Origin of the sequence: Tomitella fengzijianii, from assembly GCF_007559025.1 — a bacterium.
GTDB lineage: Bacteria > Actinomycetota > Actinomycetes > Mycobacteriales > Mycobacteriaceae > Tomitella > Tomitella fengzijianii.
This window is the reverse complement of record NZ_CP041765.1, coordinates 1880209-1897572: the sequence shown is the minus strand read 5'-3', so window position 1 is coordinate 1897572 and position 17364 is coordinate 1880209. Positions and strand designations below refer to the sequence as shown.

Genomic DNA, 17364 nt, shown 5'->3' with positions numbered 1-17364 from the left:
CGTCAGCGGCCGCCGTCCATGTACGGGCGGCCGCGACGCGCCATTCCCGAACTGTCGTACGCCCGTGAACGCGGCAGCGTTAGGGTGCTGGTGTGAGCACTTCCAAGGTCGAAAGACTGACGAATCTCGTGATCGGCCTCCTGTCGACCACGCAGTTCGTCCCCATCGAGCGCATACGACACGATTTCGCCGGCTACAACGAAAGCACATCGGAGGAGGCTTTCGCTCGCACATTCGAGCGCGACAAGGCGGAGTTGCGTGACCTGGGGATCCCGTTGACGTTCGGCGGGCCCTCCGGCGCGGCCGAGGAGCAGGGCTACCGCATCGCCCGCGCCGAATACGAACTGCCGCCGATCTCGCTCACCACGGAGGAGGCCGCCGCGGTGGCGGTGGCCGGACAGCTGTGGCAATCGCCGGAAATGACCGCCACCTACTCCAGTGCAATCGTGAAGCTCCGGGCGGCGGGGATCTCCGTCGACGATTCGGAGATGGCCACCGTGCTGGGCGGCACGGGTGCCGCCTATGACGCGGAGCCCGCGTTGGCCGGGCTGGTCGCCGCGGTGGGCAAGGGGCAGGCCGTCACCTTCGAGCACCGCGCCGCGGCCGACGGAGTCACCAGCCTGCGCACCGTCGAACCCTGGGGTGTCGCGAGCGCCAAAGGCAACTGGTACCTCGTGGGTTTCGACCGCGACAGGCAGGGTCGACGGACATTCCGGCTCTCGCGGATCGTCGGCGGAATCACCCCTATCGGCAAGGCGGGCGAGGTGCGGATTCCCGACGGCGTCGATCCGGCAGCCATCGTCCGCGAGGCAGCGGCGGAACCGGTATCGGAGGGGGCGGTGACGCTGTGGTTGCGCGACGATCACGCCCACGATCTGCGCAGGCGCGCCATGGAGGTCGGCCCCCACACCCTCGACGGCGTTCCGGGCAAGGTGATGCGGATGCCCATCGGATCCCGGGCCGCCACGGTCCGCGCGATCGCGGCGCACGGCGCCCACGCCGTCGCACTTGAGCCCGCGGACATCCGGGAGGCCGTCATCGACACGCTGCGCGGGGCCGCCGCGGCGCATTCGCTCGGCGCCGCCGTCGGCGCGGAGTCCGACGAGGAGGGACGCCGATGAGCGGAATCCACACCAACCGCGTTTCCCGGCTGCTGGCGCTGGTCCCCCTCATCAGCGCCAACCAGGGGCGCCTGAAGTCCGAGATCGCCAAGGACATGGGGATCACCGTCAAGCAGCTGGAGAAGGACCTGGGCATCCTGTGGATGTGCGGTCGGCCCGGGTTGGGCGGCGGCGACCTGATCGATGTCGCCTTCACCGGCGACACGGTCGAGGTCACGGATTCGCAGGGCATCGACCGCCCGCTGCGACTGACGACCACCGAGGCGTCCGCGCTTCTCCTCGCGCTCGGATTCCTGGTGGAACAGCAGTCCAGCATCATGCCCGCGGCGGCCCGCAACGCCATGTTCAAGATCGAGCAGGCCGCCCGGGAGACCGCCGCCGGTTCCGCGCCGGCGCAGGACGGCGCCGTGACGGAGCGCCCGTCGGAACCGGCGGCGGACACATCCGACCCCGCTGCGGCCGATGCGGTGCGCGACGCCGTGAACCGCGGCCGCGCGCTGCGCATGCAGTATTACTCGGCCACCCGGGACGCCCGCACGGAACGGGTCGTCGACCCCGTCCGGATCCAGCTGGTCGCGGGCAACAGCTATCTGCAGGCCTGGTGCCGCCTGGCGGAGGGGGAGCGGATGTTCCGCCTCGACCGGATCGACAGCGCCGAGGTGCTCGAGGAGGCGTCGGATCCGCATTCCGCGGAGCAGGTGGATGCGCTCGCCGACTTCTACGATTCGGCTGCGGGGCTGCCCCAAGTGCACCTGGCCGTTGCGCCGGACTGCCTGTGGGCGCTCGACTACTTCCCGATGAACGACCTCGCGGACCATACCGACGGGGGGAAGGAGGTGTCGCTGCGGTACGCGTCGGAGGACTGGTTGCGGCGCTTCCTCCTCAGCTTCGGCGGCCGCATCCGGATCCTCGACCGGCCGGCGATGTCGCAGCTGGTGCACGCGCGCGCCGTCGATGCGCTCGACGCCTATGCGAGAACCGAGGCATTCCCTGTCGGCGCGATAGGCGACGGGCAGGGTTGAGGCGGGGGCGCGGCGCCCGTGCACGGCATCCGGGCCCCGAAAACGTCGGCCGTTCGGGTAACATAGACACCGTTCGATCATTGGAGGTTGGTATGGGCGCAATGAGCCCGTGGCACTGGGCGATCGTGCTGATCGTTCTCGTCCTGCTCTTCGGTTCCACGCGCCTGCCGGGCGCGGCGCGGGGTCTCGGCCGTTCACTTCGCATCTTCAAGAGCGAGATGAAGGAGATGACCGGCAACGACTCGGATTCCTCGGAGTCCGCCCCGCAGACATCCACTCCGCAGGCGCTGCCCGCTCAGCCGGCGGGTACGACGCCGCAGGCGGGCACCGCCCCGGCCGCGACGGACACACCGCAGTCGGCAGCGGCTCCGCAGCAGACGCCGCCCGCCCCAGGCACCGGCGCCTGACGAGGCGATCCACTCCGGCCACGCCGCCCGCATGGCCGGAGTCGTCGCTGTGTTCAGCTAAAGACTGACTGTGCGCATACCACTCGATCCGCGGCAACGCCGAAGCCGCACTAATCCCGACGGCACGATGTCGCTCGTCGAGCACCTCTACGAGTTGCGTCGGCGCCTGCTGATCGCCGTCGCCGTCATCGTTGTGACGACCCTGTTCGGGTTCCTTTGGTATTCGTACTCCATCTTCGGCATCGAAAGCCTCGGAGAGCTGCTCCGGGGCCCCTACTGCGCCCTGCCCAGCAGCGCCAGGGCGGATCTGTCCGCCGGCGACAGCGACGCCTGCCGGCTCCTCGCCACCGGGGTGTTCGAACAGTTCATGCTGCGACTCAAGGTGGCCCTGACGGCGGGCGTGGTGCTCGCGTCACCCGTGTGGCTCTACCAGGTGTGGGGTTTCATCACGCCGGGGCTGCACCGGAACGAGCGGCGCTTCGCGCTGTCCTTCGTCACCGCCGCCACCATGCTCTTCCTCGGGGGCGCCGTCCTGGCGTACCTGGTGGTGGCCAAGGCCCTGCACTTCCTGCTCACCGTCGGCGACAACGTCCAGGTCACTGCGCTGAGCGGCTCCGAGTACTTCGGCTTCATCATCCACCTGCTCATCATCTTCGGCGTCAGCTTCGAGATTCCGCTCCTCGTTATCGCGCTGAACCTCGTCGGGGTGCTGCCGTACGAGAAGCTCAAGCGCTGGCGTCGCGGGCTGATCTTCGGCATGTTCGTGTTCGCCGCGGTGTTCACCCCAGGCCAGGACCCGTTCTCCATGCTCGCGCTCGCGGCCGCGCTGACCGTGCTCATCGAGCTGGCGATCCAGTTCTGCCGTCTGCACGACAAGCGCAGGGCGCGAAACGCCTCCGCGGAGATCCCCGACGACGAAGCAGGCCCGATCGGCAGCCCGGCCGGCGTCGATGAGGACCGTGTGAGCGCTGACCAGGGATCGACCACGATGGTCCATGACCGCGGCACCGACTACGACGACACCCTCTGACGCCCATGACCGACTCGCCCACTGGTGATCCGTCCACGCACTTGGACGATTTCGCCGTCGGACTCGACTTCGCCCTCGACGGCTTCCAGCGTCGTTCCTGCCGCGCGCTCGAGGCCGGCAGCGGCGTGCTCGTCTGCGCGCCGACCGGCGCCGGAAAGACCGTTGTCGGGGAGTTCGCGGTGCACCTGGCGCTCGCCACCGGCGGCAAGTGCTTCTACACCACGCCGATCAAGGCGCTCAGCAACCAGAAGTTCGCGGACCTGCGCGCACGCCACGGAGACGGCGCCGTCGGGCTGCTCACCGGCGACCAGTCCATCAACGCACGCGCACCGATCGTCGTGATGACCACCGAGGTGCTGCGCAACATGCTCTACGCGCAGTCGCCCGCCCTCGACGGACTGTCGCACGTCGTCATGGACGAGGTGCACTTCCTGGCCGACCGCTTCCGGGGCGCCGTGTGGGAAGAGGTGATCCTGGGGCTGCCCGCCGAGGTCCGGGTGGTGAGCCTGTCCGCCACCGTGAGCAACGCCGAGGAGTTCGGCGCGTGGATGCAGGAGGTGCGCGGCGACACGACGGTCGTCGTCGACGAACACCGGCCCGTGCCGCTGTGGCAGCACGTCATGGTCGACGGGGACATCCTGCCGTTGTTCGAGGACGACCCCGACCGCTCCGGCCGCGGGGTCCTGGTCAGCGGCGTCCTCAAACGCACCGTGCAGCATGTCGTCGGCGGCCGGCCGGGCGGCGGCGACAGGGGAGGACCCCGCGGTGGTGCCGGCCGCGGATCGCATGGGAACCGGCGCGGCCGCGGCGCGCAGCACGGCCGGGGACGCTCGGGCCGCGACATGCGCTCCGGCGGCGGTGGTGGCGGATTCCGGCTGCCGCCGCGCCCGCACGTGATCGCGGGCCTCGACCGCGAGGGGCTGCTCCCGGCGATCGGGTTCATCTTCAGCCGCGCCGGCTGCGACGGCGCCGTGGACCAGTGCCGGCGCTCCCCGCTACGGCTCACCACCGACGACGAGGCCCGTGAGATCCGCTCCGTCATCGACCGGCACACCGCGGACCTTCCCCGGGAGGACCTGGACATCCTGGGCTTCCCCGGCTGGGCGGAAGCGCTCACCCGCGGATTCGCGGCCCACCATGCGGGCATGCTGCCCGTGTTCCGGCACGCCGTCGAGGAGCTGTTCACCCGGGGCCTGATCCGGGTGGTGTTCGCCACCGAAACGCTGGCGCTGGGCATCAACATGCCGGCGCGCACGGTGCTGCTCGAGCGGCTGGTCAAGTACAACGGTGAGACGCACGCGGATCTCACACCGGGGGAGTACACGCAGCTCACCGGGCGTGCGGGGCGGCGCGGCATCGACATCGAGGGGCATGCCGTGATCGTCTGGCGGCCCGGGATGGACCTGGGCGCCGTCGCCGGCCTGGCCGGGGCCCGCACATACCCGCTGAAGAGCTCGTTCCAGCCGGGATACAACATGACCGTGAACCTCGTGCGCCGCCTGGGCAGCAGGGAGGGGCGGCTGCTCGTCGAGCGTTCGTTCGCACAGTTCCAGGCGGACCGCTCGGTGGTGGGCCTGGCCCGTTCGATCGACCGGAACCGGGAGGCGCTCGAGGGCTACGCGCAGCATCTCGACTGCCACCTGGGGGACTTCCGCGAGTACGCCGAGTTGCGCGAGCGGATCGGGCGCCGCGAGAAGGAGCTCGAGACGCAGACCCGGGAGGCGCGTCGCCGCGACGTGGTGGAGCAGCTGTCCTCGCTGCGGCGCGGCGAGGTCGTCGCGATCACCTCCGGGCGCCGGTCCGGTATCGCGGTGGTGCTCGAACCCGACCGCTCGGCCACCGACCCCCGGCCACTGGTGCTCAATGAGGACAGGTGGGCCGGGCGCGTGGCCGCGACCGACTTCCGCGGGAACGTGCAGACGCTCGGCACGATGCGGCTGCCCAAGCACGTCGCCCACCAGTCGCCGCAGGTGCGCCGGGACCTGGCCGGCGCCTTGCGTCAATCCGGTTTCACCCCTCCGCGCAAGCGGCCGCACGGGCGCAAGTCGGCGGCCACGGACGACCGGGAGCTCGCGGACCTGCGCCGCCGGCTGCGCCGGCATCCCTGCCACGACTGCCCGGAGATCGATACGCACAGCAGGTGGGCCGAGCGGTACTTCGCGCTCCAGCGATCCACCGACAAGCTCGTGGCCCGGCACAACGCTGCCGCGCACTCGCTGGCACGCGAGTTCGACAGGATGGTCCGGCTCCTCTCCGAGCTCGGCTACCTAGCCGGGTCGAAGACGCACGATACGACGGTCACCGACGCCGGAATGCTGCTGGCCGGCGTCTACGCGGAGAGCGCGCTGCTGGTCACCGAGTCTCTGCGGCGGGGCTTGTGGACGGGACTCGGCCCCGCCGAGTTGGCGGCGGTCGTCTCGGCGCTCGTCTACGAATCGCGGCGCGGCGAAGGCGGCGTGGTCCTGGCGGGCCCCGAGCGCATGCGCCGTGCGCTGGACGACACCGCGTCGCTCTGGGCCGAGATCCGCGAGGTGGAATCACGCCACCGGCTGCCGGAGACGCGGCGGCCCGACACCGGTTTCGCGCTGTCCGTGCACCGCTGGGTCGAGGGCGCACCGCTCGACGAGGTCCTCTTCACCGCCGGCGACGCCGACGGGTCCCCGCTTGCCGCCGGGGACTTCGTCCGTTGGTGCCGGCAGGTGGTGGACCTGCTCGACCAGGTCGGAATCGTCTCCGGCGACGCCGAGTTGGTTTCCACGGCCCGCTCCGCGGTGGGGTCGATCCGGCGGGGGGTCGTGGTGGTGGAGGCCCCCTGACCAGGGACCCGGTTCTCCGGCCGCATCGAGCACCCGTACTCCTGTCCGGCGAGGGCTTCGGCGCTCGGACCGTATAGACGGTGCTCGGGTCAAGAACTGTGCTGTGATCGAGCGGTGTTCGGCTCCAACACGGTGGCCGAATCCTGCCCCGGGTGAGCCGATGAACCGTGGCATACCGTTTAGATTGGATGCGACGGATCCGGACGCGACGGGCGCAGTGCATCGCCGCACGGCGGAACTCCACGAGAACAGATCGCAAGTCACGCAGCAGACCACGAGGACAGTCGATGACGGACCCGCAGGACCAGCCGCACCGAGGCCCCGAGGACCAGGAGCGCCCGGGCCCCGGCACGCCGCACCCCGACGAGGCGTACCAGGCGCAGGACGCCCGGTGGACTCAGGACGCCCCGGGGCCGCAGGACCCTCAATGGTCTCAGCACCCTCAATGGTCTCAGGATTCCCAATGGGCGGATCCGTTTGGCGACGGGCGCACGGCGGCGTCCCCGCAGCAGTCACCGCCGACCCGACAGATCCCACCCGCCCAGCAGTTCCCACCCGCCCAGCAGTTCCCGCCCGCCCAGCAGTTCCCGCCGTCGGGGCCGTACCCGCCCGGCGACGCGGGCACCGGAAGTCAGGCGTACTCGGACTATCCGCAGACCGGATACCCGTCGCACTCGTATCCGCAGGCCGGGTATGCCCCGTACCCCCAGTACAGCGGGCAGCCGTACGGCGATCCCCGGTACGCCGGGCAACAGCCTCCCGCCGGTTCTCCGTGGGCGCCGCCCGGGCAGGATCCCGCCGGGCCGCCCGGTATGCCGCGGCCCGGGCAGGCGCAACCTGAGACGCCGCAGCAGCCTTCCGCGGGCCGCGGAAGGCTGGTCGCCTCGCTCGCCGCGCTGGCGGCCGCAGTAGCCGTGGTGGTGTTGGTACTCGGATTCGTGTGGCCCGCGTTCTTCGTGACCACCGTCCTCGACACGCAGGCCGCGGAATCGTCGATCGCGCAGGTTCTCGAGAACGACCTCGGCATCGGCGGGGTCGGCACCGTCGAGTGCCCGTCGCGCATCGAGGTCTCGTCCGGTGACTCCTTCACCTGCCAGGCCGTGGTGAACGGGCGCGTCACCTCCGTCCAGGCGACCTTCAACGGGGACGACGGCGCCTACGTGGTCTCCGCCCCGGTGGGCTGACTTTCCCGGGGGGGTGACTCTCCCGGTGCCGACGGCGCGGCCGAGGCTAGCGGTCCGCCAGTGCGGACACGAGACGCTCCACGACGTTCCCGATTCCGAGACGGCCGGCCAGCTCGTCCAACGCGGCGGTGTCGGTCGGCGTCCGGGGGAGCGCATCCCCGGGACCGCCGTCGAACTCCACCGGCGCTGCGGTGCGCACGCGCACCACCGGAAGCGCTGCATCCAGGTAGCCGGCAGCGTCGACGAGGCTGGTGCGCACCCGCGGCGTCAGGGTCGAGCCGGGGTCGGCCGCGGCGGCGCGCAGTGCGCCGACGTCGCCGTACTCGGTGAGCAGCCGTCCCGCGGTCTTCTCGCCGATGCCGGCCACCCCGGGCAGCCCGTCGGACGGGTCGCCCCGCAGCAACGCCAGCTCGGCGTACCCCGCGCCCGCGCGGGCGGGCGGCACGCCGTACTTCGCGGCCACCTCCTGCGGGCCGAAGTCCTCGGCTTTGGCGATGCCCCGCCCCACGTACAGCACCCGCACCGGCGTCGGCTCGTCCCGCACCACCTGCAGCAGGTCCCGGTCCCCGCTGACCACGACTACGGGGTCCACCGACTCGCGGTGCGCCAGGGTCCCTATGACGTCGTCGGCCTCGCAGCCTTCGGCCCCCGCGATCGCGACCCCCGCGGCGCGCATGACCGCGAGGATCGACGGAACCTGTGGCAGCAGCGCCTCCGGCGCGTCCTCGCGCCCGGGGTCCCCCTCGACCGCCCGGTGCGCCTTGTAGGAGGGCACGGCGTCCACGCGGAACTGCGGGCGCCACGCACGATCCAGGCACACCACCAGCCGCGCCGGACGCTCCCGCCGGATCAGCGCCGACACCATGTCGGTGAACCCCCGCACGGCGTTCACCGGGGAGCCGTCGGGGGCGGTGATCTTCTCCGGCAGGGCGTGGAAGGCGCGGTACCACAGGCTCGCACCATCGATCAGCATCAGCGGCTCGGTCATGGGTGCGATCCTGCCAGGCGCCTCGGCGATACGCTGGTCGCATGACCGACAGCGCACCGCAGCCCGCCACCCGTTTCGCCGCAGCCACGTACGCCGACCGCCTCGCCCGCGCCGCCCGCCTCGCCGCCGACGCCGGCCTGGACGCTCTGGTGATCGGCACCGGTCCCGACCTGCAATACCTCACGGGTTCGCGGGCGCATTCCTTCGAGCGGCTCACGGCCATCGTGGTTCCGGCCTCCGGGGCCCCGGCCACCGTGGTGGTTCCGCGGCTGGAGCTGGCGTCGTTGCGCGATTCGGCGATAGCCGAGCTGGGGCTGCGCGTGCTCGACTGGGTCGACGGCGTGGACCCGCACGGGCTCGTCACCGACATCGTCGCGGAGGCGATGGGGGACGGCACGGGCGCGCCCGCGATCGCGGTGGACCCGGCGCTGCCGGCGCTGCACGTCGTGCCGCTCGCCGGGCGGATCGGCGCGCCCGCCCGGCTGGCCACGCCGGTCCTGCGCGAGCTGCGGATGATCAAGGACGCCGAGGAGGTCGAGGCGCTGCGGCGGGCCGGCGCGGCCATCGACCGGGTCCACGCGCGGATGGGGGAGTGGCTCAAGGCCGGGCGCACCGAGCGGCAGGCCGCCGAGGACATCGCCGCGGCGATCGTCGAGGAGGGGCACACCGAGCCGGAATTCATCATCGTCGGCTCCGGTCCGCACGGGGCCGACCCGCACCACGAGGTGTCGGACCGCGTACTCGCCGCGGGCGACGTGGTCGTGATCGACATCGGCGGGCCCGTCGAGCCCGGTTACAACTCGGACTCCACGCGCACCTACTGCATCGGCGAGCCGGACCCGGAGATCGCCCGCCGCTACGCCCTGCTCGAGGCCGCGCAGGAGGCGGCCCGCCGCCAGGCGCGCCCGGGCGTCACCGCGGAGTCCGTCGACGCCGCCGCGCGCGACGAGCTCGCCCGGCACGGCCTGGCCGACGCGTTCGTGCACCGCACCGGGCACGGCATCGGGCTGTCGGTGCACGAAGAGCCCTACATCGTCGCCGGGAATGCAGAGCTGCTGCGCCCGGGCATGGCGTTCAGCATCGAACCCGGCATCTACTTCCAGGGCGAGTGGGGTGCGCGCATCGAGGACATCGTCGTGGTCACCGACGACGGGTGCGAGCCGCTCAACACCCGCCCCCGCGCGCTCGGGATCCTGTCCGCGCACTGACGTCCGCCCGCAGCGGACCCGCTACGCCGGCGCCCGCAGCAGTGTCTGCAGGCCGAGGACCCGGTCCACGGCCACCTCGACCACCACGCGTGCGGGGTTGGGACGCGGCTGCCGGTACCGGCCGGCGTAGAGCTCGACCGCTCTGGCCACATCGTCGGGGTCGTCGCTCACGCGCGCCGATCCTTCGAGGGTGAGCCACCGTGCGCCGTCGATCTGGGTCAGCGCCGCGCGCCCGCCGCGCTGCGCATTGCGCGCCTTCTGCGATCCGGCGTTGGTGATCACCCGGGCCAGTCCCGCCGCGGCGTCCCAGGTGAAGCCCACCGCCACCACGTGCGGGCTGCCGTCGGCGCGTTGCGTCGCCAGGGTGGCCAGGTGACGGTCGGCCAGGAAGTCCAGCGCGCTCGGGTGGAGTTGCTCGGGTCCGATGGGCATGCATGGACCGTAGCCGACCGGCCCGCCGGGTCCCCGCTCAGCGCCGCGTCGCGTAGACGAGCTTCTGGATGCCGTTCGGGTACCGCACGCTGTCGATCAGGTCGAGGCGCTGCATGTCCTTGTCCGCCGCGCTGAACAATCGTTTGCCGGCGCCGAGCAGCAGCGGGAAGACCAGGAGATGGAATCGGTCGATCAGCCCCGCGTCCGTGAGGCTCCGCACCAGCGTCGCGCTGCCGTGGATGATGATCGGGCCGCCGTCGCCCTCCTTGGCGGCCGCGACGTCGTCGACGCCGCGCAGGATCGTGGTTTCACCCCAGTTCTGCACCAGGTCCTCGTCGCTCAGGGTCGTGGAGACGACCATCTTGGGCATGGCGTTGTAGGAGGGGAACTCGTCGACCATGTCCGGCCACACGGCGGCGAAGGACTCGTAGCTGACCCGCCCGAGGAGCATGGCCGCGGCCTCGTCCTGCTCCTCGCCCTTGATCCGGTAGGCGTCCTCGTCGAAGTCGACGCCCTGGACGGTCCAGCCGGAGTTGCGGTATCCGGGCTCTCCTCCGGGGGCCTCGACGACGCCGTCGAGCGAGACGAAGGCCGTGGCGATCACCGTGCGCATGGGTACTCCTGGTTCGTCGGGGCGCCAGGACCCGCCGTCGAAGGCAGGTCACCCTGCCGTCACGTGTCCTGGCCGCTCCGGCCGTGCGGCCGGTCCCGGTACCGACCCCCGCGCGTGCCGAAATTCATCGCCGCCGCCTGCATGCGACGCGGCCGGCGGGGATCGTGCACACTGATCGCGTGCCCGGTACATCGTCTCCAGCATCTCCCGTCGCTCCTAGCCCTCGGGGCGATTTCGCCCGCGGCCCGGTGCTGCTGCTGGGCGGATGCAGCGACATCGGCATGCAGGTGGCGCTCCGTGTCGCCCGCGCCGCCGCCGCCGCCGGCGACGCACGAACGGTCGTGCTCGCCGCCCGCCGTACGGAGGAGCCGGAGCGCAGGCGCGCGCTCGAGGCCAATGCGGTGGCGCTCCGGGCGGCCGGGGCCGCCGCGGTGGCCGTCCGCGAGTTCGACGCCGACGACCTGCCCTCGCACGGCGGATTCGTCGACGCGGTGACGAGTGAATTCGGCGCGCCGGGCGTCACCGTCCTGGCGTTCGGAATCCTGGGGGATCAGGCCCGCGCGGAGACCGACTCCGCCCACGCCGCCGCCATCCTGCACACCGACTTCGTCGCGCAGGCCTCGGTGCTGACCGAACTCACCTCCGTGCTGCGCGCCGCGCCCGCCCGGGGAGGCCGCCGCGGCAGCATCATCGTGTTCTCCTCGGTCGCCGGTGTGCGCGTACGCCGCGCCAACTACGTGTACGGGTCCGCCAAGGCGGGGCTCGACGGATTCGCCTGCGGATTGTCCGACGCGCTCACCGGCACCGGCGTCGACCTGCTGCTGGCGCGTCCGGGCTTCGTCGTCGGCGCGATGACCGTGGGGCTGATGGCGGACGGCGTCAAGCCCGCACCGATGTCCAGCACCCCGGACGAGGTCGCGGACGCGGTCGTCGACGCACTCGCGCGCAGGCGCCGTGTCGTGTGGATCCCGGGTCGCCTGCGCGCCGTGTTCGCCGTGGCGCGGCTGGTCCCCGGGTTCGTCTGGCGGCGCCTTCCGCGGTGACGCGCAGCGGTTCTGCGCCGCCTCCTGGCACAGGCGCACGGCACAGCGTCCTGGCGCGGGGACTCGGAGTCAGGACGGGAGACTGCGATCCCGGAACCCGTATCCGGGAACAGGATCGCCGCCCGCCGTGTTGATCGGATGAGAGGGCAGGCCTGCGCGCGGAAAGGCGCGCTGCGGCCTGCCCTGTCGGTGCCCGAACACCCCCGTCGAAAGGTCCGGTCATGGCGTATCCGCTGTCCATCCTCGATCTCGCGCAGGTCGTGCGCGGCGAGACCACCGCCGACAGCCTCCGCGCCAGCGTGGACATGGCGCAACGCGCAGAGGCCTGGGGGTACCGCCGGATCTGGTACGCCGAACACCACAACATGCCGACGATCGCCTCGTCCGCGACCGCCGTGCTGATTGGGCAGGTGGCCGCCGCGACCTCGACAATCCGGCTCGGCTCGGGCGGCGTCATGCTGCCCAACCATGCACCGCTCACCGTCGCCGAACAGTTCGGCACCCTCGCCTCGTTCCACCCCGGCAGGATCGAACTGGGCCTGGGCCGCGCACCCGGCACCGACCAGCAGACGATGCTGGCGATGCGGCGCGATCACACGTCGGCCGACCGCTTCCCGCAGGACGTCCTGGAACTGCAGGGCTACCTGTCCGGCCAGAGCCGCATCGACGGGGTCGAAGCGACGCCCGGCAAGGGCACCGGGGTGCCGCTCTACATCCTGGGTTCCTCACTGTTCGGCGCGCACCTCGCCGCGGCTCTCGGTCTGCCGTACTCGTTCGCCTCGCACTTCGCGCCCGCAGCCATGCACGACGCCGTGCGCGTCTACCGGGACGAGTTCACGCCGTCCGCGCAGCTCAGCGAGCCGCACGTGATCGCCGGGGTGAACGTGGTCGCCGCCGACACCGCCGAGCGCGCCCGGCAGCTGTTCCACGACGCCCGGCGCCGCCGCGTCGCCGCGCTGGTCGGTCGCGGCCGCGCCCGGGACCGCCGCTTCACCGACGAGGAGCTCGACGCGCTGCTCGAGTCGCCGGCCGGGGCGCAGGTGGCGGGCATGACGAAGTACTCGGCGGTGGGCACCGCCGACGAGGTGACCGACTACCTGGACCGGTTCGCGGTGGACGCCGACGCCGACGAACTGATCGTCGTCTCGCAGGCCGCAGACCGTGCGGCGTGGCTGCGCACGCTCGAACTGCTCGCCCCGCTCAACGCCCGCGGTGTCGGCCGAAGCCGCGGCGCCGCGGCGTGATCGTCACGGCGGCTGAGGGTCCGCGACATCACAGGGGGGTTCTCTGCCGCCCGGTGGCCTTGGTGGTCCGCGGCTGATTGAATCAGGGCGGAGGCCGACGCGGACGCTGCATGCCGGCCGGGTCGGATCGATCGCCGTGCGGACCCGCCGCACGGACCCGGGGTGAGGAGAATCCATGACAGAAGTCAAGCCCGTCATCGTCGGCACGGACGGTTCCGACCATGCCAGGCTCGCGGTGCGGTGGGCGGCGCACCATGCGCACCTGCACGGCGCGCCGCTGCTCATCGTCACCGCGGTGAGCGCGCCGGTGGCCTACGGCATGGGCGGGAACCTGCCGCAGGAGTTCTTCACCGCGCTCGAGGAAGACGGCGCGCGCATCCTGCGCGAGGCCACTGCCGAAGCCCACGATGTCGCCTCCGGGCTCGAGGTCGAATCGGTGGTCAAGCTCGAGGCGACGGGCCCGGCGTTGCTGGCACTGTCCGAACGTGGACGGACGATCGTCGTCGGCACGCGTGGCCTCAGCGGGCTCGCCAGCGCCTTCATGGGGTCGATCAGCTCGCTCGTGGCCCGGCACGCCGCATGCCCGGTGGTGGTCGTGCGCAGCGAGGACGACCAGGCGCCGGCACCGGTCAGCGGCCCGGTGGTGGTGGGTGTGGACGGTTCGGAGAACTCCGCCAAGGCCGTCGCCACCGCAGTACGCGAGGCGTCTGCGCGGGGCGCCACGCTGGTCGCCGTGCACGCGTGGAGCGACGTGCCGCTGAGCACCATGGACCCCATCGCGCAGGTCCGCGGGCTATTCGACGAGGCGGCGGTGGCGGACGCCGTGCTCTCCGAACAGCTCGCCGGCTACAGCGACGACAATCCGGATCTGAACATCGAGCATGTCGTGGTGCTCGACCGGCCGGACACCGCGATCCTCGACCACGCCGAGGGCGCGCAACTGGTCGTGGTGGGCAGCAGGGGGCGCGGCGGATTCGCCGGCCTCATGCTGGGCTCGACGAGCATCAAGGTGCTGCGTTCGGCGCGCTGCCCGGTGATGGTGGTGCACAGCTGAGGTCGAGTTCGCGCACCGTGGGCGAGTCGGCGTCGAAGACGAAGCCCATGGGCGCGAGCACCCGCACCACCTGCTCGGCGGTCCATTCGTCCAAGTCGCACAGCAGGAGCGTCCGCCTCGGCCCCACGATGACGGGGCAGCCGATCGCGGCGATGAACTGCAGCCGCCGCGCGTCCAGCACCGCCCCGTCTGTGGCGGCGCCGAGCGTCACGCGGTCGTCGGCGTCGTGGGGGATCCAGCCGATCTCCGCCGCGGCGCCCGCCGGCGCTGCAGTGCCGGCGGGCGCCGCCGCGTCCACCCCTTCGATGCCGGCGAGCAGTCGGCGGACGGCGTCGACCGCGCCTCTGGCCGCACCGGGGATCGGCGCCTGCTGTGCCACCAGCAGCCCCGCCGCTGCTGCCGCTGCGCGCGGCACCATCGGATCCGGAACGCTCAGCCCTACAGGCTCGCCGCACACCTCGAGCGTGAAACCGCCGATGTCCGTTGCGATCACCGATAGGAGCGCGTGCGCGCCCGCGACGTCGCGGCGTCCGTCGTCGACCGCCAGCAAGCTTCCGTCCCCCGGCGCCGCCGCGGCATCGCGCGGCGCCGGCAGGTCCGAAAGCCGCTCTGCGACCGGGCGGACGTCGCGGACACCCCCGGCGCGGCCCGTGAGCGGCGAGCACAGCACCTGCCAGGATTGCCGGTCGCCATCGTCTTCGGGCACCGACAGGCGAGGCGGGGCGGCCCCGGAAGCGGGGGAGCCCACGGAGGCGCGCGGCGGGTGGATCACCGTGACCGCGGCCCGCGGATCGATCCGCACCGCGGCCTCTGCGGACTCCGCATAGGCGGCGAGCGCCGCGACGTCACCCGGCGTCAGCCGCCCCGCGCGGGGCCGGAACCGTCGGTCGCGACGTTCGGGGCCGGTGTGCCGCGGCGCGGACGATAGAGTCACGCGGCAAGGATAGCGGCCCGTGATCGCAGGTCCGCCAGTCCGCCGGGAACCGCTCGGCCGGCCCGCATCCAGGCGCGGGAGCGCGCGCAAAGGAGGTACGAGGTGTCCACGGTCGACGATTCGGATCTCGCGGGACTCGCCGACGCGGACCGGCTGCCGGACCATCTGTCCTCGTGGCTCGCCGCCGTCCCGGACGCCGGCCGGCGCGCCCGGCAGATCGCGTCGCTCGACCCGCCGGAACGCGCACGCGTGCTGCAGTTTCTGGAGCAGACGGACCTGGCGGAGCTTCTCGACCATGCCAGCCCGCATGACGGTGCGGACGTCCTCGCCCGGCTGGACGCCCCGCTGCGCGCCCGCGCGCTCACCGCCGCCGCACCGGACGTGACCGCGGAGATCCTGCGGCTGCTGCCCGACGACGAGCGCCTGGAAGCCCAGCGGATGCTGCCGGACGGGCAGCGGCAGGTGATCGCCGGCCTGCTCAGCCGGCCCGCGGACTCCGTGGGCGCCCGGATGACCCCCCACGTCACGGCGATTCCCGACGACCTCAGCATCAAGGAGGCCAACAGGGCCGCGCGTGCCCAGGCCGCGGACACCGAGACGCTCGCCTACATCTACGTCACCGACGCCGCCGGCGTGCTCGTGGGCGTGATGTCGTTCCGCGACCTGGTCCTGGCGCCCGGCGACGCGCTGGTGCGCGACGTGATGGACACCGACCTGCTATCCGTGGACGCCGACTACGACCAGGAGCAGGCGGCGCGCATGCTCATCCGCAACCACCTGTTCGCCCTGCCGGTGGTGGACGCGGGTCGGCTGATCGGCATCATCACCTCCGACGACGTCGCCGACATCGTCGACGAGGAGTTCACCGAGGACGCAGAGCGCCAGGGCGGTTCCAACCCGCTGGAGACCCCCTACCTGCGCGCGTCGCCGCTGCTCCTGTGGCGCAAGCGCATCATCTGGCTGCTGGTGCTCTTCGTCGCGGAGGCCTACACCGGCACCGTCCTGCGACACTTCGAAGCCGAGCTGGACGAGGTCGTGGCGTTGTCGTTCTTCATCCCGCTGCTGATCGGCACCGGCGGCAACACCGGCACGCAGATCACCTCCACGCTGGTACGCGCAATGGCGCTGGGCGACGTGCGGCTGCGGGACATGGGCCGGGTCATCGTCAAGGAGCTCAGCGCGGGTTCGTTCATCGCGATCACCATGGCCGTGGCCGCGATCATCCGGGCCTGGACGCTGGGGGTGGGGGTGGAGGTGGCCGTCACCGTCACGCTCACCGTGGCGGCGATCGTGCTGTGGTCGTCGTTCATCGGTTCGGTGCTGCCCCTGCTGCTGCGCCGCGTGGGGCTCGACCCCGCCGTCGTCTCCGCGCCGATGATCTCGACCATCGTCGACGGCACGGGGCTCGTGATCTACTTCGAGATCGCCCGGCTCGTGATGTTCTGACCGTCGCCGATGCCGCCCGGTTCGTGCTCCGTCCTCGGCCCGGCCGCCCGCGGACCGCGGTGCCCGCACCCCCTGTCTCCACAACGCGCGGGAACGCACAGGCGCTCCCGCGCGTTGTAAAGGTATGGGCCGGATAGCAGCGCTGCGGCCGGCCCGCCCGGATGAAAGGGGCTGCCCGTGTTCCGACTGCTGTTCCTCGTGTATCTCGTCGTCGAGATCGCCGCCGTGTGGGCGGTGACGGCGTGGATCGGCTTCGGTTGGGCGATCCTGCTGGTCATGAGCGGGACCGCCGCAGGTGTGATCGCCCTGAGCGTCAAGACGCGCCGGTGGGCCGAATCCGTCTCGCAGGCGCGCACCGCCCAGGATCGCGCGCGCGCCGACGGACCGCGGAAGCCCATGCAGGCGCTGGCCGACGGCTCCCTGACGGCGACCGGCATCGGCATGTTGATGGTGCCGGGGCTGGTGACCAGCGTCGCGGGCCTGCTCTTCCTCTTCCCCCCGACACGCCGCGTGCTCAGCCCCGCCGTAGTGGCGCTGGGCCTTCGGCGGTTCCCCGTGATCGGGGTCGTCGCCGCGCGGAGCACCCGCACCGGCGGCGCGCCGGTGGTCGACGGCGAGGTGATCGACGACGACGGCCGGGCCGGCACATCGGCGGACTCCAGCACAGCGACGGACTACGGAACGATCTTCCCGCAAGTGCTCCCGCCGTCGTCCGGCGGCCGCACGCGATAGCGGAGGTGCGCGCCGCCGGCGATCCGGAACCAGCACCGCGGAGCCGGCACTGCGGGACCGCCGCCGGAGCCGCTGCGGCGCCCGCCGATC

At 72.1% G+C, this 17364-nt stretch carries 16 protein-coding genes; 12 read left to right on the top strand and 4 right to left on the bottom strand.

Going from position 1 to position 17364, the window contains the following annotated elements:
• The first annotated feature begins 92 nt into the window (after positions 1 to 92).
• The 6 genes from FO059_RS08625 (at position 93) to FO059_RS08600 (ending at position 7580) form a co-directional block, all read left to right on the top strand.
• Complete coding sequence (locus FO059_RS08625; protein WP_143908000.1) at positions 93 to 1121, top strand: helix-turn-helix transcriptional regulator; 1029 nt, start codon at positions 93 to 95, stop codon at positions 1119 to 1121.
• Entirely contained in the window at positions 1118 to 2143 is a 1026-nt protein-coding gene (locus tag FO059_RS08620; RefSeq protein WP_143907998.1) for a helix-turn-helix transcriptional regulator, read from the top strand. Before FO059_RS08625 ends, FO059_RS08620 begins: the two co-directional genes overlap by 4 nt.
• Before the next feature lie 92 nt (positions 2144 to 2235).
• Positions 2236 to 2550: a Sec-independent protein translocase subunit TatA gene (tatA, locus tag FO059_RS08615; RefSeq protein ID WP_143907996.1), complete on the top strand. Its 315-nt coding sequence runs from the start codon at positions 2236 to 2238 to the stop codon at positions 2548 to 2550.
• Between the two features lie 70 nt (positions 2551 to 2620).
• Positions 2621 to 3580 (top strand): twin-arginine translocase subunit TatC, encoded by a 960-nt coding sequence (gene tatC / locus FO059_RS08610; protein WP_143907994.1) that lies wholly within the window; start codon positions 2621 to 2623, stop codon positions 3578 to 3580.
• 5 nt (positions 3581 to 3585) lie between these two features.
• Complete coding sequence (locus FO059_RS08605) at positions 3586 to 6396, top strand: DEAD/DEAH box helicase (RefSeq protein ID WP_143907992.1); 2811 nt, start codon at positions 3586 to 3588, stop codon at positions 6394 to 6396.
• 287 nt (positions 6397 to 6683) lie between these two features.
• Complete coding sequence (locus FO059_RS08600; RefSeq protein WP_143907991.1) at positions 6684 to 7580, top strand: DUF4333 domain-containing protein; 897 nt, start codon at positions 6684 to 6686, stop codon at positions 7578 to 7580.
• 46 nt (positions 7581 to 7626) lie between these two features.
• Here the strand turns inward: FO059_RS08600 and FO059_RS08595 are convergent, their stop codons facing one another.
• Positions 7627 to 8568 carry a 5'-3' exonuclease gene (locus FO059_RS08595; RefSeq protein ID WP_143907989.1) on the bottom strand — a complete coding sequence of 314 codons (942 nt, stop codon included), beginning with the start codon at positions 8566 to 8568 and terminating at the stop codon, positions 7627 to 7629.
• Positions 8569 to 8609: 41 nt separating this feature from the next.
• On the opposite strand from FO059_RS08595, the gene FO059_RS08590 reads away from it, so the two are divergent.
• Positions 8610 to 9776 (top strand): M24 family metallopeptidase, encoded by a 1167-nt coding sequence (locus FO059_RS08590; protein ID WP_143907987.1) that lies wholly within the window; start codon positions 8610 to 8612, stop codon positions 9774 to 9776.
• A 21-nt stretch (positions 9777 to 9797) separates the two neighbouring features.
• Here FO059_RS08590 and FO059_RS08585 read toward each other — a convergent pair whose 3' ends face one another.
• Positions 9798 to 10208 (bottom strand): PPOX class F420-dependent oxidoreductase, encoded by a 411-nt coding sequence (locus tag FO059_RS08585; protein ID WP_143907985.1) that lies wholly within the window; start codon positions 10206 to 10208, stop codon positions 9798 to 9800.
• A gap of 37 nt (positions 10209 to 10245) precedes the next feature.
• On the bottom strand, positions 10246 to 10821 hold the full coding sequence (locus FO059_RS08580; protein WP_143907983.1) for a dihydrofolate reductase family protein: 576 nt from the start codon (positions 10819 to 10821) through the stop codon (positions 10246 to 10248).
• Between the two features lie 248 nt (positions 10822 to 11069).
• Here FO059_RS08580 and FO059_RS08575 point away from each other — a divergent pair, with 248 nt between their 5' ends.
• From FO059_RS08575 to FO059_RS08565, 3 genes are all read left to right on the top strand, one after another.
• Positions 11070 to 11864: an SDR family NAD(P)-dependent oxidoreductase gene (locus tag FO059_RS08575; RefSeq protein ID WP_143907981.1), complete on the top strand. Its 795-nt coding sequence runs from the start codon at positions 11070 to 11072 to the stop codon at positions 11862 to 11864.
• A 221-nt stretch (positions 11865 to 12085) separates the two neighbouring features.
• On the top strand, positions 12086 to 13108 hold the full coding sequence (locus FO059_RS08570; RefSeq protein ID WP_143907979.1) for an LLM class flavin-dependent oxidoreductase: 1023 nt from the start codon (positions 12086 to 12088) through the stop codon (positions 13106 to 13108).
• Positions 13109 to 13283: 175 nt separating this feature from the next.
• Positions 13284 to 14162 carry a universal stress protein gene (locus tag FO059_RS08565; RefSeq protein WP_143907977.1) on the top strand — a complete coding sequence of 293 codons (879 nt, stop codon included), beginning with the start codon at positions 13284 to 13286 and terminating at the stop codon, positions 14160 to 14162.
• Here the strand turns inward: FO059_RS08565 and FO059_RS08560 are convergent.
• Positions 14113 to 15096, bottom strand: a complete 984-nt coding sequence (locus FO059_RS08560) for a hypothetical protein (RefSeq protein WP_143907974.1) — start codon at positions 15094 to 15096, stop codon at positions 14113 to 14115. The two genes, FO059_RS08565 and FO059_RS08560, sit on opposite strands and share 50 nt — an antisense overlap.
• A 102-nt stretch (positions 15097 to 15198) precedes the next feature.
• Between FO059_RS08560 and mgtE the strand changes: the two genes are divergently transcribed.
• Complete coding sequence (gene mgtE, locus FO059_RS08555) at positions 15199 to 16542, top strand: magnesium transporter (RefSeq protein WP_199257024.1); 1344 nt, start codon at positions 15199 to 15201, stop codon at positions 16540 to 16542.
• A 177-nt stretch (positions 16543 to 16719) separates the two neighbouring features.
• Positions 16720 to 17274, top strand: a complete 555-nt coding sequence (locus FO059_RS08550) for an FxsA family protein (RefSeq protein WP_158726516.1) — start codon at positions 16720 to 16722, stop codon at positions 17272 to 17274.
• Positions 17275 to 17364 lie beyond the last annotated feature (90 nt).

Excerpts from the sequence above, each read along its gene's own strand:
- FO059_RS08580 (WP_143907983.1), bottom strand. The coding sequence starts at position 10,821 with ATGCGCACGGTGATCGCCACGGCCTTCGTCTCGCTCGACGGCGTCGTC.
- FO059_RS08600 (WP_143907991.1), top strand. The coding sequence starts at position 6,684 with ATGACGGACCCGCAGGACCAGCCGCACCGAGGCCCCGAGGACCAGGAG.
- FO059_RS08595 (WP_143907989.1), bottom strand. The coding sequence starts at position 8,568 with ATGACCGAGCCGCTGATGCTGATCGATGGTGCGAGCCTGTGGTACCGC.
- FO059_RS08565 (WP_143907977.1), top strand. The coding sequence starts at position 13,284 with ATGACAGAAGTCAAGCCCGTCATCGTCGGCACGGACGGTTCCGACCAT.
- FO059_RS08585 (WP_143907985.1), bottom strand. The coding sequence starts at position 10,208 with ATGCCCATCGGACCCGAGCAACTCCACCCGAGCGCGCTGGACTTCCTG.
- tatA (WP_143907996.1), top strand. The coding sequence starts at position 2,236 with ATGGGCGCAATGAGCCCGTGGCACTGGGCGATCGTGCTGATCGTTCTC.
- FO059_RS08570 (WP_143907979.1), top strand. The coding sequence starts at position 12,086 with ATGGCGTATCCGCTGTCCATCCTCGATCTCGCGCAGGTCGTGCGCGGC.
- FO059_RS08620 (WP_143907998.1), top strand. The coding sequence starts at position 1,118 with ATGAGCGGAATCCACACCAACCGCGTTTCCCGGCTGCTGGCGCTGGTC.
- FO059_RS08590 (WP_143907987.1), top strand. The coding sequence starts at position 8,610 with ATGACCGACAGCGCACCGCAGCCCGCCACCCGTTTCGCCGCAGCCACG.
- FO059_RS08605 (WP_143907992.1), top strand. The coding sequence starts at position 3,586 with ATGACCGACTCGCCCACTGGTGATCCGTCCACGCACTTGGACGATTTC.